This window comes from Pontibacterium sinense (genome assembly GCF_015209595.1).
GTDB lineage: Bacteria > Pseudomonadota > Gammaproteobacteria > Pseudomonadales > Balneatricaceae > Pontibacterium > Pontibacterium sinense.
Genome location: NZ_JADEYS010000010.1, coordinates 52,500 through 78,344 on the forward strand (window position 1 = coordinate 52,500; position 25,845 = coordinate 78,344).

The window sequence follows — 25,845 nt, forward strand, 5'->3', positions numbered from 1 at the left end:
CGGATGAAACATTAACAAAACTTAACTCAATCACCAGCTCTCCTTAATACGTCGGGCGTCATTCTCTCAAGCAATCTAAAGAATCCCTTCCGGCTCAGGCACAGAGTCGATGGGCCCGTTAATTCCGTGAGGGAGACGCAGTCATGAGTGACCTGTCCGGTGTCAATAATGCCTCTTCGGTGTTTGATCAGATCAATCAGGCGAATAAAGCCAACAGCACGGCATCTGCATCCAGCACTGAAACGCAAAACGACATGTTTATGGAGCTGCTGATTGCGCAGCTGAAGAACCAAAGTCCGACCAGCCCGACCGACACGAATCAGTTCATGTCGCAGGTGACCGAGATGTCGATGGTGGAATCGATGACCAATATGGAAGCCGCTATCGGTGATATGTCGAGCAGTTTGCTGAGCAGTCAGAGTGCGCTGCAGGCCTCGTCCATGGTGGGCCAGAACGTGTTTGTGGAATCCGATAAGGCAATGGTTGGTTCCGGACAGGGTTCCATCGATGGAGTGTTGGAGTTACCCGCCAGTGCGTCGGACGTACGGGTCCAGATCTTCGACCAGAACGACACATTGGTCGGCACTGTTGAGCTGGGGCAGCAGGCTGCGGGGGATCACGAATACAGCTTTGATTCCAGCGAGTTGCCCGCGGGTGAGTATCGCTTGCTGGCGCAGGCTCAGGTCGATGGTAAGACCCAGACACTCGATAACTTTGTATCCCATCCGGTAGAGAGCGTCACGCTGGGCCAGAACGGCGTCGGTATGACCGTGAACACCGCATTGGGCGGTACATCAATGGGCGACATCAAGCAGATCGCAGCCTGAGGAGCGTGAATCATGGCAGGTTTTAATACAGCAATTACCGGCATCAAAGCGGCCACGACCAGTCTGGATGTGATCGGCAACAATATCGCGAATGCCAGCACCGTGGGTTACAAATCGTCTAGTGTGCAGTTTGGTGATATCTACACCACCGCTGTCGTCGGGGCCGGGTCCAGCAATGTGACCGGCTCGGGTGTGACGGTGATGGATATCCAGCAGGACTTTAGCGGCGGCACCATCGAGTTTACTAACAATAATCTGGATCTGGCCATCGACGGCTCCGGCTATTTTGTACTGGATGACGGTCAGGGCGGTGTGACCTACACCCGTGCCGGTAATTTTGGCCTGGATTCAGACGGCAATATTGTCTCCAGTAACGGTAAAAATGTGCAGGGTTATGGGGTGGATTCAAGTGGTAATCTGCTGCCGGTTGATGATCTGAAAGTATCAGAAACCGAAAGCCCGCCCAAAGCCACGGAAGCGATTGGACTGGCGGTGAATATTGATTCACGCGAAGACTCGTCAAAGCTGGTAACACCTTACGACAAAGACAACGCCGATACCTTTACGCACAGTGCCACGGTGCCTACCTTCGACAGTCTGGGTAACGCCCAGACCATCAAAGTGAACTACGTTGAGCAGCCGCCCCATCGTGAAGTGCAGACGCTTGATCTGACCACCAATGCGGGAGGCTTTGCAGCAGGTGACTCGGCTGAAATTTCAGGCGTGACGGTGGATCTGAATGACCTGTTTAATGGCACTGTGGCGGAGCGGGATGCTCAGATCGATGCGCTGATGGCAGGTGACCCTCGCATTGCCAGTGTCAGTGTAGATGGCACCACTGAAGATATTCAAATCACCTTCAAAGCGTCCGCAACGGATGTTGATAACGTTCAGGTGGGCAGTGTCAGTATTGCCGCGGTGGGTGGTCAGTTCTCCGGAATTTCGTCTACCAATCTGGCAGCGAATGAAGTGCACACCTATGACCTGAACAACGGTGCATTCGATGCCACCGGGGTGTTGGTGGATGACACCACGTTGAGTATTGGTGGTGTGGATGTGCAGCTGACAGCGGGTATGACGGAACAGCAAGTTGCAGAAACAGTCACTGCACAACAAGCGCAGATTCTGGATCAAAACCCGAATGTGGAATCGGTTGAACTGGTCAATAACGGCAGTGACTACCAGATCAAAATCACCTATGACGCACTGGCGGGTAACGTGAAGGACGATGCGCTGTCTGTATCCGCGGGCACCAGTAACGGTGTACCGGTGATGAACAATCAGCAGATTGTAACCGGCGATAACTCCTTCGACGGGGTGTACAGCGTGTATGCCTATCTGGACGGTGAAGAGCTGTTGGATATCGGTAAACAGGTTGATCCGGGTGAAGTGGGAGATGCTTCCGGTGCCACTGAACCGGGAAAAATCATCATGACCTTCGCGCCAACGAGTGGTCTGCTCAGTTCCGTCAACGGTGACAATGTAGTGCCGGGAGGTACGGCTCCGGAACTGACCATCAAAGGCGCTGATCCGGCTAACGCACTGACGGAGATCTCTCTGAATCTGTCAGGTACAACGCAGTTTGCGTCCGCATCTAGTCTGCGTTCTTCATCACAGGACGGCTACACCAAAGGGGATCTGGTGGGTGTGAGCTTCTCTGAAACCGGTGAGATGGTTGCCAGCTTTTCCAACAATCAGAGCCAGACGCTGGGGGTGGTGGCGATTGCGACCTTCTCCAATCAGGACGGGCTTAACCCTGCAGGAGATACCGAATGGAGCGCCAGTTTTGCATCGGGTCAGGCGCTGCTGAATCCACCGGGTACGGGTCTGAACGGCAGCTTGCAATCGGGTGCGCTGGAGCAGTCCAACGTAGATCAGTCGACTGAACTGGTACGCCTGATCGAAGCGCAGCGGAATTATCAGGCCAGCTCCAAGGTGCTGGAAACCCTGAATACCGTCACGCAGTCGATTCTGCAGATCTGATCACGTCTGATTAACTGAGGAGGGCGGGTTATGTCGAATCTCCTGCATATTGGTAGTCAGAGTCTGGCATCCAATAGTTATGCACTGAACATTGTTGGCCAGAACATTGCCAATGTAAATACGCCGGGGTACAGCCAGCAGTCGGTGAACTTTAGTTCCCAAGCGGCGTTTGGTGGTAGTTCAACCAGTGTAGAACGGATCACCAGTGAGTATCTGACCCAGCAGGTCTGGTCAGACCAAGCGGTATATTCACAGGCGGACAGCTATGCCAGCAAGATGGCAGGACTGGATAATCTGTTGGCGGCGGATGGTTCGAACTTATCCAAAGCGATGGATCGCTATTTCTCCGCCTTGCAAAACGTGGTGGATGATCCGACCTCTGCGCCGAACCGTGAGCTAATGGTGGCTGAACTTGAGTCACTGGCGAACTCATTCAATGATATGGATCGTCAGTTACAGGACCAGCAGGCGATGATCGACAGCCAACTGTCGTCGTCCGCCGAGCAGGTCAATCAATTGGCAGAGGGTATTGCGTCACTCAACAGTGCCATTCAGCAGGCTGATGCGCTGGGTAAACCGGATTTTGAGTTGCAGGATCAGCGCGATCAGATGATTGGTGAGCTGGCACAGCAGATGGATCTGAATGTTGTCGAGCAGGGAAGCAGCGGTTACAGCCTCTATCTGGATAACGGTCAGCCGCTGGTGGTGGGCAGTCACGCGGCGACGATCAGTACCACTATGAGTGACAGCAACCCGACCCAAACGGCTTTGCAAATCAACTTTAACGGTCAGCAGTCCGACCTGAACGGCGGCAGTATTGGCGGCAAAGTCGGAGGGCTGCTGGAATATCGGGAATCGCTTAACACTGCACAGAATGAAGTAGATCTGATGGCACTGACCTTTGCTGACAGCATGAATCAGCAGCAGTTAGCGGGTATGGATTTGAACAGCGAAATGGGCAGTGCACTGTTCAGTGATATCAACAGCCATGCGCTGATGAGCGGACGGATAAACGCGTCGCTGGATAACAACGGCAGTCTCAACCGGAGCTGGGTGGAGATCACTGATGCCAATGCACTGACGGGCGCAGAATACACGCTGGATATTACCGGCAGCGAGGCTTTTTCGCTCACCGATGCGAGCAGTGGTCAGCAGATTAAATCTAGTGCTTTGTCACAGGTGGCTTCTGTGGCGGATCTGACCGATGGCAGCTATTACGCCGACTGGGACAGCGGGGAGCTGGTGGTAGCGGTAGAAGGCATGCAGATTCATCTGGAAGCCAGTTCACGTTTTATGCTTTCGGACAGCTTCAACATCGATCCGGCCCATGATGCGGCCGCCGCAATGGAACTGATACTAACAGATGGCAGTAAGCTTGCACTGGCGTCGCCTGTTCGGATCTCTCCGGCGGCGGATAACAGCGGCACATTAAGTGTCACGGTGACGGTGACTGATCCGTTGGCGACAACCTTTACCTCGCCACCCCATGCGCTGTCTCCCCCTGTTGATGTGGTGTTTAGCAACAGCGAACCGCCGACATACAACATCTATGACGTCAGTGATCCCAGTAATCCGGTCCCGCTGGAGCTGAACGGTTCCCCTCTGACCGATCAGGTTTACAGTTCAGGAGAGGCGATTCAACTGAACGGCTTTAGCATCCGTCTGACCGGCCAGGCCAGTCCGGGCGATCGTTTCTCCTTCTCATACAACGACGGTGGTGTTTCGGATAATCGTAACGTGCTGGCGTTGTCAGCCATGCAAAGTGAATCTCAGATGCACGGTGTCAGTTGGCAATCGGCTTACGCCTCAATGATTGAGCGGGTAGGGACGGATACCCAGAGTGCACAATTGCACAGTCAGGCCAGTCTCAGCGTACTGAAATCCAGTGAAGAAGCGAAAGCCAGCCTTAGTGGTGTCAATCTGGATGAGGAGGCGGCCAAACTGGTCCAGTACCAACAGGCGTATCAGGCGTCTGCGCAGCTTATTTCAACCAGCCAGACATTGTTTCAAACTCTGTTGGACGCGGTGTAAGGGGAGTCCTTCCTATGCGTATTTCTACTCAGCAGGTGTACACCCAATCGGTTTACAACATGCAGCAATCGCAGTTGAAACTGGCCGAACTGAATGAACAGATCGCTACCGGTAAACGTATCCAATCGGCGGCGGATGATCCGGTGGGTGCTGCGCAGATGGTCGCGTTGAACGAGGAACTGGCGCAGCTGGAAAAGTATGAAAGCAACATCGGCTACGCACAGAACAGTCTGGATCTGGAAGAAGCGGTGCTGTCGGATATCAATATCGCCATGGACAGAATGAGCGAACTTACGGTTCAGGCGGGCAGCAGTACATTAAGCAATAATGATCGCGAGTCTATCGCCAATGAACTGCGGGGGCTGACTGAGTATGTCGCCGGTTTGATGAACACCCAGACCGCCAGTGGCGAATATATCTTTGCCGGTTCGCAGGGGCATACTCAGCCGTTTGTACAGGATGGAAATGGTCACTATCCGTATCAGGGCGATGACGGACAGCGGCAGATTCAGGCGGGAGCCAGTTTTCTGGTGACCACCGGTGACCCCGGTTCAGAGGTGTTTATGGCGGTGCCGGGCACGCTGGATGTGAGTTTACTGGGAGTTGATACCGACGCCCTTGCCGTTGTCGTAACCGACGAAACTTCAGCAGATGCCATGTTCAGTGATGCGGGCGATCTTCATCTTAGTATTGCTGAAGATGCGTTAGGTCATTTCAGTTACAGCCTGAATGATAGTTCAGGCAATGCATTGGGTGATCCCGCTCTGAGCAATGTAGCGTTTACACCCCCGGACACCCTCGAATATGAGGGCCTGTGTCTGACCCTGAATCCAACCGGAGCTGCGGATATAACCTTGCGTGGTGAAACCCCACAGCAGTCGATTCTGGATGTAGCGCTGGATTTGGCTGATGCCCTGGAGCAACCGGTGACGGGCAGTGACGATCAGCAGAGGGTCAGTGATGCCGTGGCACAGGCACTGTCTGATATTGATAGCGCACAGGAACAACTGTTGTCGGTCCAGACGGCAATTGGAGCCCGTAGCGGTGCGCTGGAGCGGCAACTGGACAGCAATCAGGAGCTGCAACTCATCACGAAATCCACCTTGTCGAGTATCGAAGATACCGACCTCACCACCGCCATTACTGACTTGCAACTGGAGCAAATCTTGCTGGAGGCCTCACAGGTGGTGTTTGGTCAGGTCACCGGTATGAGTCTGTTTGATTACATCCGCTGATAAACCACCGTAAGCGGGAGGTACCTAAATGAGCACTATCGTGAATAGTCTGGGCGCCGGTTCCGGTATCGATATCACCGGGCTGGTGAACGGTCTGGTTGAAGCGGAACGTGCGCCAGCTGATCAGCGGTTGGATAACCAGCAACAGGAACTGGAAGCCGATATCTCGGCCTATGGCACGTTCAAGAGCAGCCTGTCTGAGTTTGAGTCGGTGATTGAACCGCTCTCATCGGCCGATACCTACAACGCCCGCAGCGTGTCCTTTTCTGATACCGATGCACTGACGCCAACCGAATTGGATTCCGGGGCTGCAACCGGTAGTTATCAGCTCGAAGTTGTCAGTATTGCCACTTCCCAGACATTAACCAGCGGCAGCTATGCCACGGAAAGTGATCCGGTGGGTGAAGGAACCATGACCATCCGTTTTGGTGAATGGACAGAAGATGGCAGCAGTTTTACCCATGATGGTGACAGCGATACGCTGCAGATTAAGATCGACGAGAGTAACAACACACTGGAAGGTTTACGTGATGCGATTAATGCCGCAGGGGAGGGGGGGCAGGCGTCAATAGTGTATGACGGTGGCAGCTATCGATTGATGCTCAGCTCTGAGAGTGGTTTGCGTAATAGTATGGAGATCAGCGTCGAGGAAGCAGGTGATAGCCCGAGTAATACCGATTCTGCAGGTCTGTCAGCGTTAGCCTTTAGTGACAGCAGCCAGAATTTGCAGCAAACCCAAAGTGCCAGTGACGCAGAACTGGTACTGAATGGGCTGGAGCTGACACGCGAAACCAATATGGTGGACGATGTAATCACCGGCCTGACCTTTGAGCTGAATAAGTCCAGCGAAGGGGAGATGATCAACTTTTCGATCAATCAGGATGACTCTATTGCTGAGCAGGCGATCCGGGATTTTGTCGAAGCTTACAACCTGTTCTATGAAACCACGGGAAATCTGACCGGCATTGATCCGGAGACCGGCGAAAAAGCAGCTCTGGCCAACGAAGCGACGGCTAAAACTGCAGTCAGCCAGATTCGTGCGACTACCACGGCGCAGGTAAGTGGATTAGTCAATGATTTCAACACGTTGGCCCAGCTTGGTATTGAGACGGAACTGGACGGCACCTTATCGATTGATGAAGAGCTGTTTCAGGATGCTCTGAGTAATAATTTTGATCAGATCGAAGCCCTGTTCGCCCCCACGATGACCTCCAGTAGCAGTGATGTTGAGGTAGGACTGGGCAGTTACGCAGCCAGTGCCCAGCCGGGCCAGTATGAGATTGAGATCACCCAGCAACCCAGCAAGGGCGGTTTTTCCGGTGAGGGTGTGGACAGCAACCTGACGAGCAGCGACACGTTTTCGCTTGATACGGGTAACGATAGTTTTAGCTTTGAAGTGACGGTTGATGGCGTCAGTTCGTCGGTGATCAATTTACCGGCGGATACCGACTATGAGTCAGGCGATGAGCTGGCGTCTGAACTGCAAAGTCTGATCAACGGAGATGATAGTCTCTCTGCTGCTAACGTTCGGGTGGTGGTGAGTTACGACGAAGGCAGTGAGTCTTTCCGCTTTGACTCTGAAACCTACGGAAGCAACTCTAATGTCTCTTTTTCCTCAACCAGTGCAGCCTTGAATACATTGGGCATTAGCGATGGCGGTGGAAATGCGGGTACGGATGTTGGGGGCACCATTAATGGCAAGGCGGGGTTTGGCGCGGGTGATATTCTGTTGCCGGATGTGAACGCTGATGCCTATGGATTGGTCTTCAACATATCACCTGGCGCAACCTCCGCCACGGTGGATTTTTCGGTGGGTGTAGCGGGTCAGCTGGTGCGTCAGGTCGAGTATCAGCTTGATGACAGCGGGCCGATTGAATATCGCGAAGATAATATCAACACGCAATTGGATGGCATTGCAGAGGACCGGGAGGAGCTGGACCGGAAGATGGCACTGTACGAAGAACGCCTACTCAACGAATATCTGGCGATGGAAGCAATCCTTAACTCTTTGAGTTCCTCCGCCTCTGAAATTGACGGTTTGTTGGCATCGCTGAACGCTGAGTAGTGATGTTGGGTGACGCCGTGATACAGCTTATCTAACCTATATCCCCCATGTAAAACCTTGCTACTTGTAGGCTGAATCGAGCGAGATGGTATACCGCGTGAGGTACCCTTTTAGAAACTCGAAATAGCGGGTTGTCTGAGCTGCAAGTGCCGTGGTGTCTGAGGTGTGTCAAATCTGCAGACGTTTCTATTCATAGTGTAAAAGGGCTGGTACGGGTCCAATTCAGGAGGTTTTTAGTTCCAAAGTACCATACTGGTTACCCCCTCCCGTTTCTATTATCAATCAGGTACCACTTCCATAGTAATAACAATCAGAGGGTATTGAGCAATGTGGACTAAACCTGCTTACACAGATCTGCGTATCGGCTTCGAAGTTACCATGTACTTTGCAAACCGCTAAGCACTGAAGCAAAAGCTGCGGGTCTCCAGCGATGCGTTTGCGTTCGCTCGTAGCTTTTGCATCCCCGTAAGGGGCATCTTCTACTCTCCGGCAGGAGCCGGGCCTGCAACATACAGGTACCGCATGACGCGGATCTGACGGTCAAAAGCAAAAAAATAATAATGAAAATACAAGTATTAGGCTCAGCTGCAGGCGGCGGTTTTCCTCAGTGGAACTGCAACTGTCGTAACTGCAAAGGCGTACGCGAGGGCACCATCAATGCGCAGCCCCGTACTCAATCTTCTATTGCCGTGAGCGCCGATGGCGAGCACTGGATTTTGTTTAACACTTCGCCGGATATCCGTGCCCAGCTGGAAAGCTTTGGCCCGATGCAACCGGCCCGTCAGATCCGTGATACGGGTATCTCCGCCATCGTCTTTATGGACAGCCAGATCGACCATACCACCGGTCTGCTGATGCTGCGTGAAGGTTGTCCGCACGATGTCTGGTGTACTGATATGGTGCATCAGGACCTGACCTCCGGTTTCCCGACGTTCAATATGCTCAAGCACTGGAACGGTGGCATTAACTGGAACCGTATTCCGATCGCCGAAGGCGATAACACATTTATTATCCCACAGGTACCGGAGCTGAAACTGACGGCGATTCCGCTGCTGAGCAGTGCGCCGCCATACTCTCCGCACCGCAATGATCCGCATCCGGGTGACAATATCGGTATCAAAATCGAAGATACCCGGACCGGTAAAACGATGTTCTATGCACCTGGCCTCGGCCAGATTGAACCCCATCTGCGTCCTGTGATGGAAAGCGCCGACTGCGTTCTGGTCGATGGCACTATCTGGCAGGAAGACGAGCTGATTGTGACCGGTGTCGGTGACAAGCTTGGCGTCGCGATGGGACACCTTCCGCAGTCCGGCGAAGGTGGCATGATCGAGTACCTGGATACGCTGGAAAAACCGCGCAAGGTACTCATTCATATCAACAACACCAACCCGATCCTCGATGAAGACTCTGCCGAGCGCGCCGAAGTACTGGCCCACGGTATCGAGATCTCCTACGACGGCATGAGCCTCGAGCTCTAATCGGGACCTGATCGATAACAGGAGCGTGCATATGAACACACAGGTCACAGACAACACCTTGCCGATGTCCCGCGATGAGTTCGAACAGGCATTGCGTGCCAAAGGCGATCTCTACCACATTCACCACCCGTATCATGTGGCGATGTACAACGGCAGCTGCACTAAACAGCAGATTCAGGGCTGGGTGGCGAACCGTTACTACTACCAGATCATGATCCCGATGAAAGATGCGGCGATCATGGCGAACTGTCCGGACCGTGATACCCGCCGTCAGTGGGTGCAGCGTATTCTTGACCATGATGGGTATGAGGAGTCTGAAGGCGGTATCGAAGCCTGGTTGCGTCTGGGCGAATCGGTAGGCCTGACCCGCGAAGAGATTATTTCGCAGGAACATGTATTGCCGGGTGTACGTTTCGCCGTGGATGCCTACGTGAACTTTGCCCGCCGGGCGACCTGGGAAGAAGCTGCCAGCTCCTCGCTGACCGAACTTTTTGCACCCCAGATCCATCAGTCCCGCCTGGATGCTTGGCCGGATCATTACCCGTGGATCGACGAGAACGGGTACCAGTATTTCCGTAATCGCCTGACCGAAGCGCGCCGCGATGTGGTACATGGCCTGGAGATCACACTGGATCATTACACCACCCGTCCTGAACAGGACCGGATGCTGGAGATCCTGCAGTTTAAGCTGGATGTACTCTGGAGCATGCTCGATGCCATGACTATGGCCTACGAACTGGATCGTCCGCCATACCATACGGTGACCGATGAACAGGTCTACCACAAAGGGCTGTTCCGATGATCACCACGGAGACGATTCCGACGCTGAATACCATGTTCCGCTTCCAGTGGGAGCAGGCACAGAACAGCTATGTGCTGCTGTATCCGGAAGGGATGATTCAGCTGAATGGTCCGGCCGGTGAGATTTTGTCACTGGTGGACGGTAAACGCAGTGTCTCGGCCATCGTGGGTGAGTTAGAAACCAAGTTTCCTGACGCCGAAGGTATCGGCGGCGATGTGCTGGAGTTTTTGCTGGAAGCTCAGAACCAGCGCTGGATTGCTGAGTAGACGTTTGCAGCCAACCGGCCCTTTGATTCGATGCAATACATCGTTTTTAGGGACAAGCTGGATGGCACAAAGGTTCTTTTAGCTCTGGGTTTCGCCCTGGTTGGGCGAGGTAAGGGGAAATATCGATTTCCCCTTACCAATCCCCTACGACCCCTAATACTTGCCGGACTTCGTCCGGTGCCCTGTGCGCTTCGTAAACAATCGGCGCTGCGGAACTCGGCCTAAGGCCTCAGACAGTCCTCGCGCTTTTCGATTGTGTACTCCAGTGCTCGGCTGCGTAGAAGGGGCTGAATATCCGTGCGAAATTTGGATTAGGGTGTTTTTTTGTACTATCAGATTGGCACGGTGCCTAATCCCTTCAGTGCAGCCGAGCATTGCAGAAATAAAACGATTAAAAGCAAATTCTGTTTGAGGCCAAAGGCCGAGTTTATTTGCTTCGTATTATATCGAAACGCGCAGGGATGTTGGCGTAGCCAACCAAACTGTAGGGCTGATGGGGATTGATAAGGGGAGTTCAGCGACTCCCCTTGTCTCGCCCAAAAAGGGCGAAACCAAAACAAAAACAGCGCTGTAATTGCCACATAACAACAAGAAAGAGGTATCTCATGTCCTCCTCATCCTGCAACGGTTCCCCCTCCCTCAATGCCGTCCCGACCCACGGCCAACCTCTATGGTTGCTGGCAGAGCTGACTTACAAGTGTCCGTTGCAGTGCCCGTACTGCGCTAACCCGCTCGACTTTGCCAACCGCACGACCGAACTGACCACTGCTGAGTGGATCAAGGTGTTTGAAGAGGGACGTAAACTGGGGGCGGTACAACTCGGCTTTTCCGGTGGCGAACCGCTGGTACGTCAGGATCTGGTTACGCTGATTAAAGAGGCCCGTCAGATGGGCTATTACAGCAACCTGATCACCTCAGGTGTTGGCCTGAATGAACGCAAAGTGGGTGAGTTCCGTGAAGCCGGTCTGGATCATATTCAGGTCAGCTTTCAGGCCGCCGATGAAAGTGTCAATAATATGCTCGCCGGTTCGAAAAAAGCCTTCGAGCAGAAGCTGAAAATGGCACGGGAAGTGAAAGCGCAGGGGTATCCGATGGTGCTCAACTTCGTTACCCACCGTCACAATATTGATCAGATCGATCGTATCATCGAACTCTGCGTTGAGCTGGAAGCGGATTACGTCGAGCTGGCCACTTGTCAGTATTACGGTTGGGCGTATGAGAACCGCGAGAATCTGTTGCCCACCCGTGCGCAATTGGAACGCGCGGAGCGTATCACCAACGAATACCGCCAGAAGCTGGAAGCCGCAGGCAACCCGATCAAGCTGATCTTTGTAACCCCGGATTACTACGAAGAGCGCCCAAAAGGCTGCATGAACGGTTGGGGGCAGGTGTTTCTGACGGTCACGCCGGATGGCACCGCATTGCCATGTCACAGTGCCAAAATGTTGCCAATAGAGTTCCCGAATGTGCGGGATCATACGCTGGATCATATCTGGAATGAGAGCTTTGGCTTTAACCATTACCGGGGGTATGACTGGATGAAAGAGCCGTGTCGCTCCTGTGATGATAAAGAGAAGGACTTTGGCGGCTGTCGCTGTCAGGCGTACATGATGACGGGTGATGCCACCAACGCCGATCCGGTGTGCAGTAAATCGGAACACCATCATCTGATTACGGATGCTCGGGCCGTCGCCGAGCAACCACTGCTGCACGAGGAGATGCTGTTTCGCAACGAAAAGAACTCAAAGGTGTTCTTCCGCTCATGAGAGCAGGTTATCTATCCTGAAAAAACCTTCTAAATGAAGTAGCTGCATGACTGAAACCTGAGCTACCCTCATAGCTATCAACGGCTTATAAGAGTGTATCTCAGGTGACCCTTCCTACATCCTCCGTACAACCCGGTTTCTGGTCTTCTTCGTTCACCGCCGAACAGGCGCTGGCCGGTATGAAGGAATATGGCCAGCTTGTTGCCGGACCTAATCACAGCCTGTACTGGGTTGAATATCAGCCGGAAAATAATGGCCGTACGGCCATCTGCTGTTGGCGGGATGGCGCGATCCGTAATTTGACGCCCGAGGATATAACCATCCGCAGCCGCGTGCATGAATATGGCGGTCAGAGCTGGTGCCTGATGGAGCAACAACTGGCGTTTATCAATGGGGATGATCAGCAGCTCTGGCTGCAGTCACTGGATGATCTGAGCCTACAAAAATTGACGGATACACCCAGTTGTCGATACGGTGCACCGGTCTGGGATCAGCCCCGTAATCGTCTGATTGCCGTGCAGGAAGAGCATCTGCCGGGTGATAACCCGGTAGATGTAGTTAATCGTCTGGTCGCTGTTGATCTGAGCAATGGCGACGTGTCGGTCCTGCATGAAGGATTCGATTTCTATGATCAGGTTTCGCTGAGTGATACGCCTGTCAGCGGCCAAATTGCATGGATCAGCTGGCATCATCCCCATCAACCCTGGACAGAAACCCAGTTGGTATATAGCCCGTTTGATGAGCAGGGGGCATTGAGTGATCCTCAGGTGTTGATCAATGATGGCTATGCTTTGACACAGCCGCAGTTTGATCAGCAGGGGCGTTTGCATGTGATTAGCGATCATAACAACTGGTGGCAGATATGCAGGGTCATCCGGCAATCATCTGGTACTGAATTGCATCCGTTGGAGGCGCAGTCGGAGGCGGAGTACGCTGCTGCTTCGTGGCAGTTGGGGCAATGCAGCTACCTGTTGCTGGATGATCTCTGTGAGGGTGGTTGGGTTGCCTTATCCCATCGTGATGGAATGGGTTATCTGCAGCAGTATCGTGAAGGATCACTGCAGTCTCTGGCAACGGAATACAGTAGTTTTCGCAGCCTCACACAGTCAGGGACGTTCCTGTTCTGCGTGGCATCATCAACGACCTGCAATGCGGCGTTGATCGCCATCGATCTGATGAATGCGGATGTGGAGGTGATCACTGGCGGTGGAAAGATCTTGTCCGATGCGGATATCTCTGCGCCTCAACATCTGACGTTTCCCGTTCAGTCAGAAGACGCACATGCACTGTTTTATCCACCGGCCAACGATGCAGAATCCACAACGGATGCTTTACCGCCGCTGGTCGTGTTTCTGCATGGCGGTCCAACGTCAGCGGCGTACCCGACCTTCAGTCCCAAGGTTCAGTACTGGACGCAGCGTGGTTTTGCGGTAGCAGACCTGAACTACCGGGGCAGTACGGGATACGGTCGTGATTATCGTATGAAGCTGGGTAAGCAGTGGGGCATCGTGGATGTGGAAGACGCTGTGGCACTGGTGACATATCTTACGGCACAAAACGCGGTGAATCCTCAACAGGTCTTTATCCGCGGCGGCAGTGCCGGAGGGTACACGGCGTTGGCTGCACTGGCAGCGAGTGACTGTTTTGCGGCAGGTGCGAGTCTTTATGGCGTGTCTGATCTTCAGGCGTTGTGTGTATCCACCCATAAGTTTGAATCCCGCTATCTGGACTGGTTGATCGGGGACCCGACGCTTGATCATCAGACCTATGTGGCGCGCTCTCCCGTAACGAATGCTGCGCAGATCCAATGTCCGGTGATCTTCTTTCAGGGCTTACTGGATCGTGTGGTACCCCCTGAACAGACCGAACTGATGGCTCAGGCGTTGCGTGTCAACGGTGTGACCGTGGATGTACACCGTTATGCCGACGAATATCACGGCTTCCGTGACCCGGAAGTGCAGCAGGAAGTGCTGGAGCTGGAGTTAGCGTTTTACCAGCGTTGGTTATAAAGCGTGGATTATAAACAGGCATAATGTGCGCGCACCAACCTTGGGCGCGCAACTAAAGTATTATCTGAATTCGTGCTATTGCAGAAGATTCAGGGCAGAGGGAATTGGGCAAAATAGCACTATGTTCATGGCTGATATCAGGTCAGCCGGTTGTTTTGGACACCCATTCAGGAACGGCATCACTTGCAGGTGCCGAACAGGTTCCGACCCGTATGGCAGTGATGCCGGAACCTGTTATCTCCTGAGCTCTGACCGTCGTATTTATGCCCGCTCCCCAAGCGGGTTTTTTTTGCATGTTTGTCCGCGTCTTAATAACGGATGCAATTTCGGCCTGCACTTTTTGCTTCGTAAAGCTTCTCATCCGCCGCATTGATCAGGTGTAAAAAGTCCGGATGTCCCTGGAAGACAGCAATACCAAATGAAACGGTGATGTTGATTCCTTGTTCATTGCCCAGCTGGATATGTTGCTGCTCGACTGAACGACGAATACGTTCGGCCATGTCGGCAGCCCCCTGAAGATCCAGTTCAGGTGTCAGAATCAGCACCTCTTCACCGCCATAACGGAACGCGTAATCGGTCAGCCGTATTTTTTCCTTGATCGTTTTACTGACGGTACTGAGCACCTGATCACCAACCTGATGACCGTATTGATCGTTTACCTGCTTAAAGTTATCGATATCAGCCATGATAATGGCGTAGGAGCTTCCGCTTTGAATCGCCAGCTTGGTTTCTTGTTGCAATATGGGATTGAGGAAGCGTCTTTCCAGTAGATGGGTGAGCGCATCCTGTTTTGATTCTTTGGCCAGGCTGGAATCGGCTTCGTCCGTGAGCAACCAGATCACTTCATTCAGGGTTTCGGTAAAGTCGCTCATCTCTTTGCGACCTTCCTCGCCGGTTTTACGCTCATTCAGCCGTTCTCTCAAGATATCGGCCCGATCGAGGCAATTGATCACTTTCTCATAACGTTCTGGCTTAGAGCAGATCAGTGGAAATTTATGTTTAATCCACAGGCCAAAATCGTTGGCGTATACCGAGTTTGTGAAGATCTCCTCGCCAGAGAAATAACACACCATTTTTCGTGTCATCCAGTTATAGAGACTGGTTTTGACCCGTTCGATCTCCAGCGCTAGCTCATGGGCTGATGACGCGCCGCGATACTCTAATGTGGAGCGCTCATTTTGTACTTTGCCACGCAGATAAGAGTCATTGATCAGGCTGACGGCACCGTCCAGAATTCGGTTGATCAGGACCACCGATCTGACCTTTTCCCGGTCGGTTAGATCGGATGACACCATCGTTTTGAACATCTCCTCTTTGATGATGGTCATCGCGGAATTAACCAGTGACATTGGTATCTCTACGCGTGCATGCACCTCACCGATACGTTGCTGAAAACGCAGGGACTCGACCATCTCTTCTGCTGTTTTAGGCGCAAAAGTTTGTGCCAGCCATTTTGCTAATTCGGTGGTGAGACGATGTTCCACTAGCTCGTTGCTGAGGAAGCGCGCGGTGGATTCGTCATCCATCAATTCTGAGTAAAACGTATGAACGTAGTGAGGCATAGCAGGCGTAAGAATCGGTAGCATAATCGCCAGCAGTGCGTTGGTTTCTGGAGTGAAGAGGTTACCGTAGTAATACTTGGTCAATTTTTTCATTGTGAAACGTCTCAAATGCTAATGTTCAGCGCTGAACTATCTGCTCATAAAGTTCTTCGGAGTGCAGTACATCCATGACCAGCAAGCAAAATTATGTACGGTAGGGCCGGACCGATGATCGCCCTTAGTGATTAGGGGGAAATAGTTTCTCAAACGCTTCGGCGGCGACAGGTTCTGAATACAGATAACCTTGTCCATAGTCGCAACCGGCATCATGCAAGATCAGCTCCTGTTCAGCCGTTTCGATACCCTCAGCGATGACTTTCATACGAAGTTTGTGGGCCATCACAATGATGGCTTCACACAGAGCAAGGTCATCGGAGTCCGTTGTCAGGTTTTGTACAAATGAGCGGTCGATCTTAATAAAATCAATCGCGTACTTTTTCAGGTAAGCCAGCGATGAGTATCCGGTACCGAAATCGTCGAGTGAAATTGAGATGCCTGCATCGTGCAATGCTCTGAGTTTCTCCGGCGCGGTACTGATTTTGTCCATCAGCACGCCTTCGGTCACTTCAATCGATACCGCTTCCTGCGGTAGCTCTAATGTACGCAGATAATCCAGCCAGAGGCTCATTCGGGATGTTTTATCCAGATATTGCACTGGAGAGGAGTTGATACTGACATGGAAGTTCGGGCTTAATGTTTTACGCCACTCTGCGGTTTGCCATGCAGCCTGACGGAATACCCAGTCGCCAATCTCAGAGATCAGGCCGGTCTCTTCCGCCGCTGAGATAAATTGGTCCGGATTGATCATGCCGCGTGTTGGATGTTGCCAGCGAATCAACGCCTCGGCTTTGACCAGCTTACCGGTGGATAACTCAACAATAGGTTGATAATACAAGCAGAACTGCTGTTCGCTGATGGCGCGGCGCAGGTCCCGCACCAGGCGGGCATGCAGTAAAGCTTTGAGCTGCATCGACTGGGTAAACTGCTGATAGTTATTTCGGCCCTGCGCTTTGGCTTCATACATAGCCTGATCAGCCGCTTTAAATAGGGTTTCACCCGTCGTGCCATCCTCAGGATAAAAGGCGATGCCGATACTCATGGTAACGTACAGGCAGTCCTCATTAAGGTGGAAGGGTTCTTTAAAGGCATTGAGAACATTGATCGCCGTTTGCTCTGCAATGCGATAATCCTCCAGATCAGAGAGCAAAATGGTAAATTCGTCACCACCCAGCCGGGCCAGAGTATCGTTGGGACGAATGCAGCTTTTCAGGCGGCGTGTTGCTTCCAGCAACAACATATCGCCCTTACTGTGTCCCAATGTGTCGTTCACTTCCTTAAAGCGATCCAAATCCATATACAGAATGGCCAGATGGCTGCCCCGCGTATGTGCATTCTGGATCTCGTGTTCCAACCGGTTTTTTAGAAAACGTCGGTTGGGAAGGTCGGTCAAAGAATCGAAATTGGCTTGCTTGCGAATCAGCGCCTCGCTTTCAACACGGTGAGTGATATCCCGGACAACCGCAAATAGGTAGGCGTTGTTACCCTGTGTGATGTAACTGATACTGCCTTCAACCGGGAAAGAGGTACCGTCTTTACGGGTATTAATCCCTTCCCGCAGAATATTGCCCTGCTGTTTCACGCGAGAAGTGAACTCAACCCAGTCAGCGCCAGTCGGTATTGTCTTGTTGATATCAAATACTTTCAGCTGGAGCATTTCAGCTTTGCTGTAATTGAGCCGCTTGTGCGCGGGCTCATTGCAGTCGAGGACCTGCCCACTGTCCGGATCAATAACGACAACGGCATCGTTGGAGTGATTGAGCAGGGTGGTTAGAAACCAGAGTGACTCTTCTGCCTGGCGTCTTTCCGTCAGGTCGACAACCTGGGCGATGAAACGTTTTATGCCACCCCGGGCATCAGGCTCTGCCACCATCGTTAGTAAGCCGGGGATGACCCGACCGTCTTTATGCAGATAGCGTTTTTCTACGGTCACCGGTAAAAAGGGACTGCGGTGCAAGCGATCCCGTATCTGCCGGTTTACCGGCAGATCGTCTGGATGGGAGATAACCACGTCCGCGTCGTAGATATCGTTGTCGTACCCCAGCATCTGTTTCATCGCCGGGTTGACGTATTCGAAGCTGCCATCGGGTCGGGACAGAATCATCGCGACCGGGGTCGCATCAAACACCTGCTTGACCGCCGCATTTATATCCGCTCTGGTGTCTACTACTGGTTGATCCAGTTCGAACATGTGTTTGACCTTCTGTCCCTGAATAATGGTGTTTCGGGTAGGTAATTCAAACGGAATGTTACATTATTTGGCGTGAGGTTTCAGGTGATTAATGAATATTCGATCTCATATTTTATGAAAGAGTTTGTGACATCCACAGGTAAAACGACTAGTTTAGCGGCCTTCCCAAAATAGCGGTATGCAATGGAGATCAAATGGCACTTCCGGGAAAAGAGATTTATCGCGGCTATGACGAGTATGGCGTGGTATCGGTCGTGGAAGATGGCCATAAACGGTACCTGGCATTTGGTGATAACGATGAACAGAGTTGCTGGCTGAAACATGAGCCGCTGACACCCCAGCATGAGTATGTGCGGGCGATGTTGCTGGTGCTGTTGTTTAAAGATCCCAAGCAGAGCATCAGTCTGGGGTTGGGGGCGGGGAGTTTAAACAGTTGTCTGCACGGACACTATCCGTCACTGAAACAGCAGGTTGTTGAGCTGAGACCGGAGGTGGTGAAAGCCGCCTATAAATATTTTCAGCTGCCGCGGGGAAAACGTCTGGAGGTCCATACGATGGATGCCAACGAATATTTACAAACCGTAGAGAGCAAAAAAGCCGACATCCTGTTCAGCGATATTTATGGTGCGGATGGGCTGGATGAGCAACAGCTTGATCCCAGTTTTTTGATGAACTGTCATGATCGCCTGAAACAGGACGGCTGGCTGGTATTGAATTGTTGGCGAGAGCATCAGGGCGATGACTCCCTGCAGACCCTGATCGAAATCTTCGACGATGTACGCAGTTGTGCAACACAAAGCGGAAATTGGATTGTTTTTGCAGGAAAGCGCGCGAGTAACCGCACGGCCAAACAGTTAAAAAGCGACGCGCGGGAGCTGAGTCAAAAGCTGGGCTTTTCCCTCAGCGCTCACCTCGGTCGCTTGAAAGAGCACGTTTAGGTCAGAGTATTCTGTGTTTTTGTATCTGCTTGTTGGTGCCGCTTGAACTTGATACCGCTGGCAAGCAGTACTCCCGCCATAATGATCAATACACCCCCTAGGGTACTCAGTGTCAAATGTTCGCCGAGGAGTGGAATCGCTGCCATGGCCGCCAGAGCCGGGGTGAAGGAACCCAACGCGGCTGTTTTTTCAGCTCCCAGATTATTGATCGCAATACCGTATGTCACCCCACCCACAATTCCGGCGCCAATACCCTGAGTCAGCAAAAACGGCCACAGTTCAGTCCACGTGGTCTGGCTGATATTTGATTCCACCCAACCCATGCCTAACATGATGCCCAGTACCGCAGTCGCACTGGTACAGAGCAGTGCCGTTGCTTCCAGCGGGTTGATACCTGCAACCCTGAGTCCCAGCGTATAGAGTGCCCACAATAGTGTGGCTCCCAGAAACGCCAGATGACCGCGCCAATAACCCTGTTCAAAATTGATCAGCGCACTGCCCAGTAATAGCAGGATCCCCAACAGAATTGTAGCCAGCCCGAGCAGACGTCGACGAGGCAGTGGTTCACCAAACACCAGCACGGCCAAACCTGTCACAAACAGCGGTGCGCTACCCGGTACTAATGCTCCGGCGTGGGCAGCAGGTGCGTATGCGGTGCCGAGTGATACCAGATAGAAGAATGGCAACCCGCCCAACAGGATCATCACGCTGTGACGCCACGGCATCCGGCGTACTTTGTGCCAGCTCTTGAGTAACCAAGGTAGAAACACGATTGCTGGTAAGCCAAATCGCATCAATCCCAGATCGCTGGACGTGAGCGGGGAGTGATTTTCTGCCCGCAGCGAAAGCAGGAAACCCACCCAGATCAGCAGGGTGATCAGCATGGCCGCAAGGCCTTTCAGGTTAACGGCGGGTTCGCCTCGGTACTGGTTCATCGGATGACGTCCTGTTCGTGTTGTATTGGCGGCTATTATCCGAGAAAAGAGAAAGTCGAAAGTTGTTATTTGGGTTGTATGTGTTTCTATTTTTGGTTGATAGTTGCGTTAATGAGTTTTCTTTTGGCATTTAATGCTTTTGTTTGAGTGTGGCGTATGAAAGTAGATGAGATCGATCTTAAAATTCTGAAGATTCTGCAACAGGACGGACGATTGAGTAACGCAGAGATTGCTGAACGGGTGGCCCTCTCTCCATCACCCTGTCTGCGGCGTTTGCGCCGGTTGGAAACGGAAGGTGTGATTCAGGGCTACCGGCCACAGCTCAATCGTCAGGTGGTCGGGTTGGGTATGACGGTCTTTGTGCAGGTGAAACTGCATGATCACAGCGCAGAATCGGTGACCGGTTTTGAGGATGCGGTACGCGAGATGGATGCCGTGGTGAATGCTCATACGGTGTCCGGGTCGGCTGATTATTTGCTGGAAGTTGTGGCGGAGGATCTGATCGATTATGACCGCTTAGTGAAGCAGATGCAGCGGTTGAATATGGTTAGAGAAATTGAGAGTAATTTTGCGTTGCAGGCGGTGAAGACGGAGGCGCCTTTGCCGTTGAAGTTGTAGGGATTCAGGTGGTCTTTTTCCACTGTTTTTCGCCCTATTAGGGCGAGATAAGGGGAGTCGCTGAATTCCCCTTATCAATCCCCGTCAGCCCCACTACTTGTCCCGCTTTGCGGGATTCCCTGTGCGCTTCACACTCAATCGACGCTGCGGAACTCGGCTGAACGCCTCAAACAGTCCTCGCTTAAATTCGATTGCGTGCTCCAGTGCTCGGCTGCGTAGAGGGGAATTAAATACCTCAGAAACCTGAATGTCCGCTGCAGTAGAAAGCAATTTAATTCGAACCACGAAACATAACATTGGCACGGACTAAATGCCCCTCTACGCCGCCGAGCATTGCAGAACTAAAACGGTTAAAGCGAATTCTGTTTGAGGCCGTAGGCCGAGTTCATTCGCTTCGTTTTATTTCGAAACGCGCAGGGAACCGGACTCAGTCCGGCAAGTAGTGGGGGTGGCAGGGATTGGTAAGGGAGGGCCAATACCCTCCCTTACCTCGCCCGACAAAGGGCGATAAGTTTTGTCTGCCGTAACTGGCCCAGAGCAAAACTGCAGGCAAAAAAAAGCCCTCACGAAGAGGGCAAAAGGCATCTTGTCACGAATCAAGTGACGGGGGATGTGATCAGAAAATCCTGATCAGAACTGTTCGGTGTCTATTGCACAGGCACCGGAAAGACCTGACATTACCGTGTCGGCGTGGCGATTCGCCCGCGGCAGGTAGTTGTCGATGTAGAACTCAGCGGTAATCAGCTTAGTACGCAGGAAGTCATCCGCGTATTCGCCGTTACCCAGCTGTTCGTGAGCGGCCAGTGCGCTTTTCGCCAGCAACCAGCCACCGCACAGGAAGCCGTGCATCATCAGGAAATCGAAGCAAACGCTACCGGCCAGATCAGGATTGCTGGCTGACTTGTCCAGCAACCAGGTGCGTACCTGCATAGAACGTTCAACGGCCATGCGCAGTTCGCGATTCATCTTGGCGAAAGCCGGTGAATCAACCGCAGACAAAGCGTTGACGGTGATCATCATCTCGGTTTGCAGGCTTTCCAGCGCAGCGCCTTTGTCCATCAGCATTTTACGACCAATGAAGTCCAGCGCCTGAATGCCGGTAGTGCCTTCGTAGATCGGCAGAATACGGGCATCGCGGTAGTGCTGTGCTGCGCCGGTTTCTTCGATGAAACCCATACCGCCGTGGACCTGAACGTTCAGTGACGTCAGTTCCTGCGCGAATTCGGTCATCCAGCCCTTCACGATAGGGGTCAGCAAATCTACACGCGGTTTGTAGTGCTGTGTTTCTTCAGCATCATCGCTGTGGGCTTTATCCACATCAGAGGCGGCAACGTACGCCAGTGCACGCATCGCTTCAGTGCCGGACTTCATCGCCAGCAGCATACGGCGTACATCGGCGTGTTCGATGATCGGCATTTTGCTGCCGTCTTTGCGGGTGCCCTGAATACGCTCTTTGGCATATTCAACGGCCTGCTGATAGGCACGTTCAGAGATGGACAAACCCTGCAGGCCAACTGATTGACGAGCGTGGTTCATCATGGTGAACATGTACATCAGGCCTTTGTTGGCTTCACCCACCAGATAGCCTTCAGCACCACCGTTGTCACCAAAGCTCATGACGCAGGTTGGACTACCGTGGATACCCAGTTTGTGTTCCAGCGACACGCAAACTGCATCGTTCAGCTCACCCGGTGCGCCGTTGGCGTCCAGTTTGAACTTCGGCACGATAAACAGGGAGATCCCTTTGACACCGGCAGGTGCGTCGGGCAGGCGGGCTAAAACCAGATGAACCACGTTGGAGGTCATTTGATGATCGCCCCAGGTGATAAAGATCTTCTGGCCGGTAATTTTGTAGCTGTCACCGTCCGGGATCGCTTTAGAGGCAACCGCTGACAGATCAGAGCCTGCATTCGGTTCGGTCAGGTTCATGGTACCGGTCCATTCACCGCTGATCAGCTGGGGCAGGTATTGCGCTTTCAGCTCATCGCTACCGTGGGCGATCAGGGCTTCAACCGCACCCTGACTCAGCATCGGGCAGAGGGCAAACCCCATATTGGCGGAGTGCCAGAGTTCGTTGACGGCGGTACCCAGAACGTTAGGCAGCGCCTGACCACCAAACTCTTCAGGACCGGTCAGCGTTGCCCAGCCGTTGTCGACATACTGTTGATAGGCATCCGCAAACCCTTTGGTTTCCAGAACCTTGTTATCTTCCAGACGTGCACCGTTCTGGTCGCCAGTGCTGTTCAGCGGCGCCAGTACATCGGCGGCCAGTTTGCCCGCTTCTTCGATAATAACTGACGCCAGTTCGCTGTTAACTTCTTCCAGACCGGCATCGCTGCAGTACTGATCAAACTTGACCAGCTCTTTGATAACAAAGTTCGCATCCGCGTAAGGGGCGGTGTAAGTGCTCATAGACGTATCTCGTTCCTTGTAGCGTGGGTGACTACGGTATTCGTGCCTTTGTTGCCGTGGGTGTTGATAGCGGCTTGAGTAGCCATACCAAAGTTGACGCTGTCAGCCCCCACGGCGACAAAGATGGTTTTACTCTTCAGATTCAGGGTTGTTCGCGCGATCACGCAGCAGGAACTTCTGAATCTTGCCGGTGCTGGTTTTTGGCATATCACCGAACACGACAGTTTTAGGCGCTTTAAAGTGGGCCATGTTGTCGCGGCAGTAAGCGATGATCTCTTCTGCGCTGATCGCATCGGCGTTGTCTTTCAGGGAAACAAAGGCACATGGGGTTTCGCCCCATTTTTCATCCCGTTTCGCAACAACGGCGGCTTCCTGCACCATCGGGTGGCTGAACAACACATCTTCCACTTCGATACTGGAGATGTTTTCACCGCCGGAGATGATGATGTCTTTAGAGCGGTCTTTAATCTCGATGTAACCGTCTTCGTGCCATACCGCCAGATCACCGGAGTGGAACCAGCCACCTTCAAATGCATCTGCCGTGGTGGTTGGGTTTTTCAGGTAACCCTTCATCACCAGATTGCCGCGCATAAAGACTTCACCCATGGTTTTTCCGTCCTGTGGGACAGGTTCCATGGTGACCGGATCGGCGACCATCAGATCGTCCAGCATCGGTGCGCGCACACCCTGACGGGATTTCAGACGCGCCTGTTCTTCGGCGGTTTTGTCGTTCCATTCGTCGTGCCATGCGCAGACCACGGACGGACCGTAGGTTTCAGTCAGGCCGTACACGTGGGTTACTTTAATGCCCAGGTTTTCCATACCTTCGATGACGGAGGCTGGTGGCGCAGCACCCGCGGTCATCACTTTCACCTGATGGTTGATACCATCTTTCAATGCATCATCGGCGGAGTTCAGCATGTTCAGGACAATTGGTGCACCACAGAAGTAGCCCACTTTTTCCTTTTTGATCATGTTGAAGATATCTTCAGCACGTACATGGCGCAGGCAAACGCTGACACCGGCCATTGCAGCAATCGTCCATGGGAAACACCAGCCGTTGCAGTGGAACATCGGCAGGGTCCACAGGTAGACCGGATGGTGATCCATCGCCCATGACAGGGCGTTGCTGTTGGCGTTCAGGTACGCGCCACGGTGGTGGTAAACCACACCTTTAGGGTCACCAGTGGTGCCGGAGGTGTAGTTCAGGGTGATCGCTTCCCACTCATCAGCTGGCAGGGCGTAGGCGTAATCTTCGTCGCCATTCGCGATGAAGGCTTCGTAATCGGTATCACCGATCAGCTCGCCATCGGTCCAGTACGGATCGTCGATATCGATCACGTACGGTTTTTCATCCATCAGTTCAAGCGCGCCTTTCACAACGGTGCTCAGTTCTTTATCGGTGATCAGCACCTTAGAACCGGCGTGTTTCAGGATGAACGCAACGACTTCTGAATCGAGACGGGTATTGATGGAGTTCAGAACAGCGCCACACATCGGTACCGCAAAGTGCGCTTCGAAGTGTTCCGGCAGGTTCGGGGCCATGATGGACACAGCATCACCCTTTTCGACGCCGTGGGCGTTCAGGGCACTGGCCAGCTTCTTACAACGACTGAATGTTTCTGACCAGTTGCGGCGAATCTCTCCATGCACAACCGCAGGACGGTTTGGATACACCTGAGCCGCGCGTTCCAGAAATTTTATCGGGGTTAGCGCGGCAAAGTTTGCTGCGTTTTTGTCCAAATTCGTCTCGAAGGCTGATCTGTTATTCATTATTGTTTCCCTCGTTATCGTTGTTTTAAGTGGGCCTGTACTCAGGCGCCGGTAAATTGGGCTTTACGGCGCTCGGTGAACGCAGTCATTCCCTCAGTTTGATCTTCAGTTGCAAAACTCAGGCCGAAGAGATCACTCTCCATGCGGCAGCCGTTTTCGATGCTCTGATCGGCAGAAGCCTGTACCAGACGCTTGCAGTGATAGAGTGCCTGCGGTGCGTTTTTGGCGATGGTGATAGCCATATCGATACCACGTTCCTGCAGCTGCTGCGCCGGATAGACCTGATTGCAGAGTCCGATGTTCAGCGCTTGCTCCGCGTTGACCTTCTCGCCGGTTAGCAGCAACTGTGCAGCCATACCCGGACCGACACGGCGAGGCAGGCGCTGACTGCCGCCAAAGCCCGGTGGCACACCCAGAGTCACTTCCGGCTGACCGAATAGGGCATTGTCGGCGGCAAGAATAAAGTCACAGCTCATCGCCAGCTCACAGCCGCCTCCCAGACAAAAGCCATTGACCAGTGCGATCACGGGCAGACGGGAAGACTCGATACGATGCATGGTGGTCATGCCCACCTGAGAGAATTCACGCGCCTGCTGGGCATTCATATCTTTCATTTCGGCGATGTCGGCACCTGCCGCAAATGCTTTGTCACCGCTGCCGGTGATCAGCAATACGCGCGCGTCCGGTTGGTTTTCGATCCAGACGATGGCGCTGTGCAGCTGCTCCAGCACCTGACGGTTCAGTGCGTTCAGAGCTTTAGGTCGGTTCAGCGTAATCAGCCAGATGCCGGGCTGTTGTTCGGTGATAAACAGTTGGGTAAATGCGGCGACGTTCATATCGGTCTCCATCATGCTT

19 protein-coding genes are annotated in these 25,845 nt (G+C 52.9%); 13 read left to right on the forward strand and 6 right to left on the reverse strand.

The genetic code is table 11. From position 1 onward, the window contains the following. Window positions 1-143: 143 nt before the first annotated feature. From IOQ59_RS11195 to IOQ59_RS21625, 11 genes are all read left to right on the forward strand, one after another. Complete coding sequence (locus tag IOQ59_RS11195) at window positions 144-827, forward strand: flagellar hook capping FlgD N-terminal domain-containing protein (RefSeq protein ID WP_193953379.1); 684 nt, start codon at window positions 144-146, stop codon at window positions 825-827. Between the two features lie 12 nt (window positions 828-839). Next, a complete protein-coding gene (locus IOQ59_RS11200) occupies window positions 840-2,810 on the forward strand; it encodes a flagellar hook protein FlgE (RefSeq protein ID WP_193953380.1) in 1,971 nt (656 codons plus the stop codon). A gap of 30 nt (window positions 2,811-2,840) precedes the next feature. Beyond that, entirely contained in the window at window positions 2,841-4,841 is a 2,001-nt protein-coding gene (gene flgK, locus IOQ59_RS11205) for a flagellar hook-associated protein FlgK (RefSeq protein ID WP_193953381.1), read from the forward strand. 14 nt (window positions 4,842-4,855) lie between these two features. After that, window positions 4,856-6,076, forward strand: coding sequence for a flagellar hook-associated protein FlgL (gene flgL, locus IOQ59_RS11210; protein ID WP_193953382.1), 1,221 nt, complete (start codon window positions 4,856-4,858; stop codon window positions 6,074-6,076). Between the two features lie 28 nt (window positions 6,077-6,104). Beyond that, window positions 6,105-8,141: a flagellar filament capping protein FliD gene (gene fliD / locus IOQ59_RS11215; protein WP_193953383.1), complete on the forward strand. Its 2,037-nt coding sequence runs from the start codon at window positions 6,105-6,107 to the stop codon at window positions 8,139-8,141. 327 nt (window positions 8,142-8,468) lie between these two features. Beyond that, the gene (gene pqqA / locus IOQ59_RS11220) at window positions 8,469-8,540 is read left to right on the forward strand and encodes a pyrroloquinoline quinone precursor peptide PqqA (RefSeq protein ID WP_003243383.1); all 72 of its coding nucleotides are present in this window, start codon (window positions 8,469-8,471) and stop codon (window positions 8,538-8,540) included. A gap of 161 nt (window positions 8,541-8,701) precedes the next feature. Beyond that, entirely contained in the window at window positions 8,702-9,622 is a 921-nt protein-coding gene (gene pqqB / locus IOQ59_RS11225; RefSeq protein ID WP_193953384.1) for a pyrroloquinoline quinone biosynthesis protein PqqB, read from the forward strand. 31 nt (window positions 9,623-9,653) lie between these two features. Then, entirely contained in the window at window positions 9,654-10,424 is a 771-nt protein-coding gene (gene pqqC, locus IOQ59_RS11230) for a pyrroloquinoline-quinone synthase PqqC (protein ID WP_193953385.1), read from the forward strand. Next, window positions 10,421-10,690 (forward strand): pyrroloquinoline quinone biosynthesis peptide chaperone PqqD, encoded by a 270-nt coding sequence (pqqD, locus tag IOQ59_RS11235; protein WP_193953386.1) that lies wholly within the window; start codon window positions 10,421-10,423, stop codon window positions 10,688-10,690. The genes pqqC and pqqD overlap by 4 nt, the downstream gene beginning before the upstream one ends. A 605-nt stretch (window positions 10,691-11,295) precedes the next feature. Continuing rightward, a complete protein-coding gene (pqqE, locus tag IOQ59_RS11240; RefSeq protein WP_193953387.1) occupies window positions 11,296-12,456 on the forward strand; it encodes a pyrroloquinoline quinone biosynthesis protein PqqE in 1,161 nt (386 codons plus the stop codon). A gap of 104 nt (window positions 12,457-12,560) precedes the next feature. Next, window positions 12,561-14,465, forward strand: coding sequence for an alpha/beta hydrolase family protein (locus IOQ59_RS21625; RefSeq protein ID WP_193953388.1), 1,905 nt, complete (start codon window positions 12,561-12,563; stop codon window positions 14,463-14,465). A gap of 308 nt (window positions 14,466-14,773) precedes the next feature. Here the strand turns inward: IOQ59_RS21625 and IOQ59_RS11250 are convergent, their stop codons facing one another. Beyond that, on the reverse strand, window positions 14,774-16,120 hold the full coding sequence (locus IOQ59_RS11250) for a GGDEF domain-containing protein (RefSeq protein ID WP_193953389.1): 1,347 nt from the start codon (window positions 16,118-16,120) through the stop codon (window positions 14,774-14,776). 124 nt (window positions 16,121-16,244) lie between these two features. Further along, the gene (locus tag IOQ59_RS11255) at window positions 16,245-18,314 is read right to left on the reverse strand and encodes a putative bifunctional diguanylate cyclase/phosphodiesterase (RefSeq protein WP_193953390.1); all 2,070 of its coding nucleotides are present in this window, start codon (window positions 18,312-18,314) and stop codon (window positions 16,245-16,247) included. Between the two features lie 194 nt (window positions 18,315-18,508). Between IOQ59_RS11255 and IOQ59_RS11260 the strand changes: the two genes are divergently transcribed. Next, window positions 18,509-19,252 carry a spermidine synthase gene (locus IOQ59_RS11260; protein WP_193953391.1) on the forward strand — a complete coding sequence of 248 codons (744 nt, stop codon included), beginning with the start codon at window positions 18,509-18,511 and terminating at the stop codon, window positions 19,250-19,252. Here IOQ59_RS11260 and IOQ59_RS11265 read toward each other — a convergent pair. Further along, on the reverse strand, window positions 19,249-20,187 hold the full coding sequence (locus IOQ59_RS11265) for a DMT family transporter (protein ID WP_193953392.1): 939 nt from the start codon (window positions 20,185-20,187) through the stop codon (window positions 19,249-19,251). The two genes, IOQ59_RS11260 and IOQ59_RS11265, sit on opposite strands and share 4 nt — an antisense overlap. Window positions 20,188-20,343: 156 nt before the next feature. On the opposite strand from IOQ59_RS11265, the gene IOQ59_RS11270 reads away from it, so the two are divergent. Next, window positions 20,344-20,805 (forward strand): Lrp/AsnC family transcriptional regulator, encoded by a 462-nt coding sequence (locus IOQ59_RS11270; RefSeq protein ID WP_193953393.1) that lies wholly within the window; start codon window positions 20,344-20,346, stop codon window positions 20,803-20,805. A gap of 630 nt (window positions 20,806-21,435) precedes the next feature. Here IOQ59_RS11270 and IOQ59_RS11275 read toward each other — a convergent pair. From IOQ59_RS11275 to IOQ59_RS11285, 3 genes are all read right to left on the reverse strand, one after another. Next, window positions 21,436-23,217, reverse strand: coding sequence for an acyl-CoA dehydrogenase family protein (locus IOQ59_RS11275; RefSeq protein WP_193953394.1), 1,782 nt, complete (start codon window positions 23,215-23,217; stop codon window positions 21,436-21,438). A 129-nt stretch (window positions 23,218-23,346) separates the two neighbouring features. Beyond that, window positions 23,347-24,990, reverse strand: a complete 1,644-nt coding sequence (locus IOQ59_RS11280) for an acyl-CoA synthetase (protein WP_193953395.1) — start codon at window positions 24,988-24,990, stop codon at window positions 23,347-23,349. Between the two features lie 41 nt (window positions 24,991-25,031). Next, window positions 25,032-25,841 (reverse strand): enoyl-CoA hydratase-related protein, encoded by an 810-nt coding sequence (locus tag IOQ59_RS11285; protein ID WP_228050850.1) that lies wholly within the window; start codon window positions 25,839-25,841, stop codon window positions 25,032-25,034. Window positions 25,842-25,845: the final 4 nt, after the last annotated feature.

Bases quoted from the DNA above. Each gene is read 5' to 3' on its own strand.
- IOQ59_RS11275 (WP_193953394.1), bottom strand. From the start codon at position 23,217: ATGAGCACTTACACCGCCCCTTACGCGGATGCGAACTTTGTTATCAAA.
- IOQ59_RS11200 (WP_193953380.1), top strand. From the start codon at position 840: ATGGCAGGTTTTAATACAGCAATTACCGGCATCAAAGCGGCCACGACC.
- pqqD (WP_193953386.1), top strand. From the start codon at position 10,421: ATGATCACCACGGAGACGATTCCGACGCTGAATACCATGTTCCGCTTC.
- flgK (WP_193953381.1), top strand. From the start codon at position 2,841: ATGTCGAATCTCCTGCATATTGGTAGTCAGAGTCTGGCATCCAATAGT.
- IOQ59_RS11285 (WP_228050850.1), bottom strand. From the start codon at position 25,841: ATGATGGAGACCGATATGAACGTCGCCGCATTTACCCAACTGTTTATC.
- IOQ59_RS11280 (WP_193953395.1), bottom strand. From the start codon at position 24,990: ATGAATAACAGATCAGCCTTCGAGACGAATTTGGACAAAAACGCAGCA.
- IOQ59_RS11255 (WP_193953390.1), bottom strand. From the start codon at position 18,314: ATGTTCGAACTGGATCAACCAGTAGTAGACACCAGAGCGGATATAAAT.
- flgL (WP_193953382.1), top strand. From the start codon at position 4,856: ATGCGTATTTCTACTCAGCAGGTGTACACCCAATCGGTTTACAACATG.
- IOQ59_RS11250 (WP_193953389.1), bottom strand. From the start codon at position 16,120: ATGAAAAAATTGACCAAGTATTACTACGGTAACCTCTTCACTCCAGAA.
- pqqC (WP_193953385.1), top strand. From the start codon at position 9,654: ATGAACACACAGGTCACAGACAACACCTTGCCGATGTCCCGCGATGAG.
- IOQ59_RS11265 (WP_193953392.1), bottom strand. From the start codon at position 20,187: ATGAACCAGTACCGAGGCGAACCCGCCGTTAACCTGAAAGGCCTTGCG.
- pqqE (WP_193953387.1), top strand. From the start codon at position 11,296: ATGTCCTCCTCATCCTGCAACGGTTCCCCCTCCCTCAATGCCGTCCCG.
- fliD (WP_193953383.1), top strand. From the start codon at position 6,105: ATGAGCACTATCGTGAATAGTCTGGGCGCCGGTTCCGGTATCGATATC.
- IOQ59_RS11260 (WP_193953391.1), top strand. From the start codon at position 18,509: ATGGCACTTCCGGGAAAAGAGATTTATCGCGGCTATGACGAGTATGGC.
- IOQ59_RS11270 (WP_193953393.1), top strand. From the start codon at position 20,344: ATGAAAGTAGATGAGATCGATCTTAAAATTCTGAAGATTCTGCAACAG.
- IOQ59_RS11195 (WP_193953379.1), top strand. From the start codon at position 144: ATGAGTGACCTGTCCGGTGTCAATAATGCCTCTTCGGTGTTTGATCAG.
- pqqB (WP_193953384.1), top strand. From the start codon at position 8,702: ATGAAAATACAAGTATTAGGCTCAGCTGCAGGCGGCGGTTTTCCTCAG.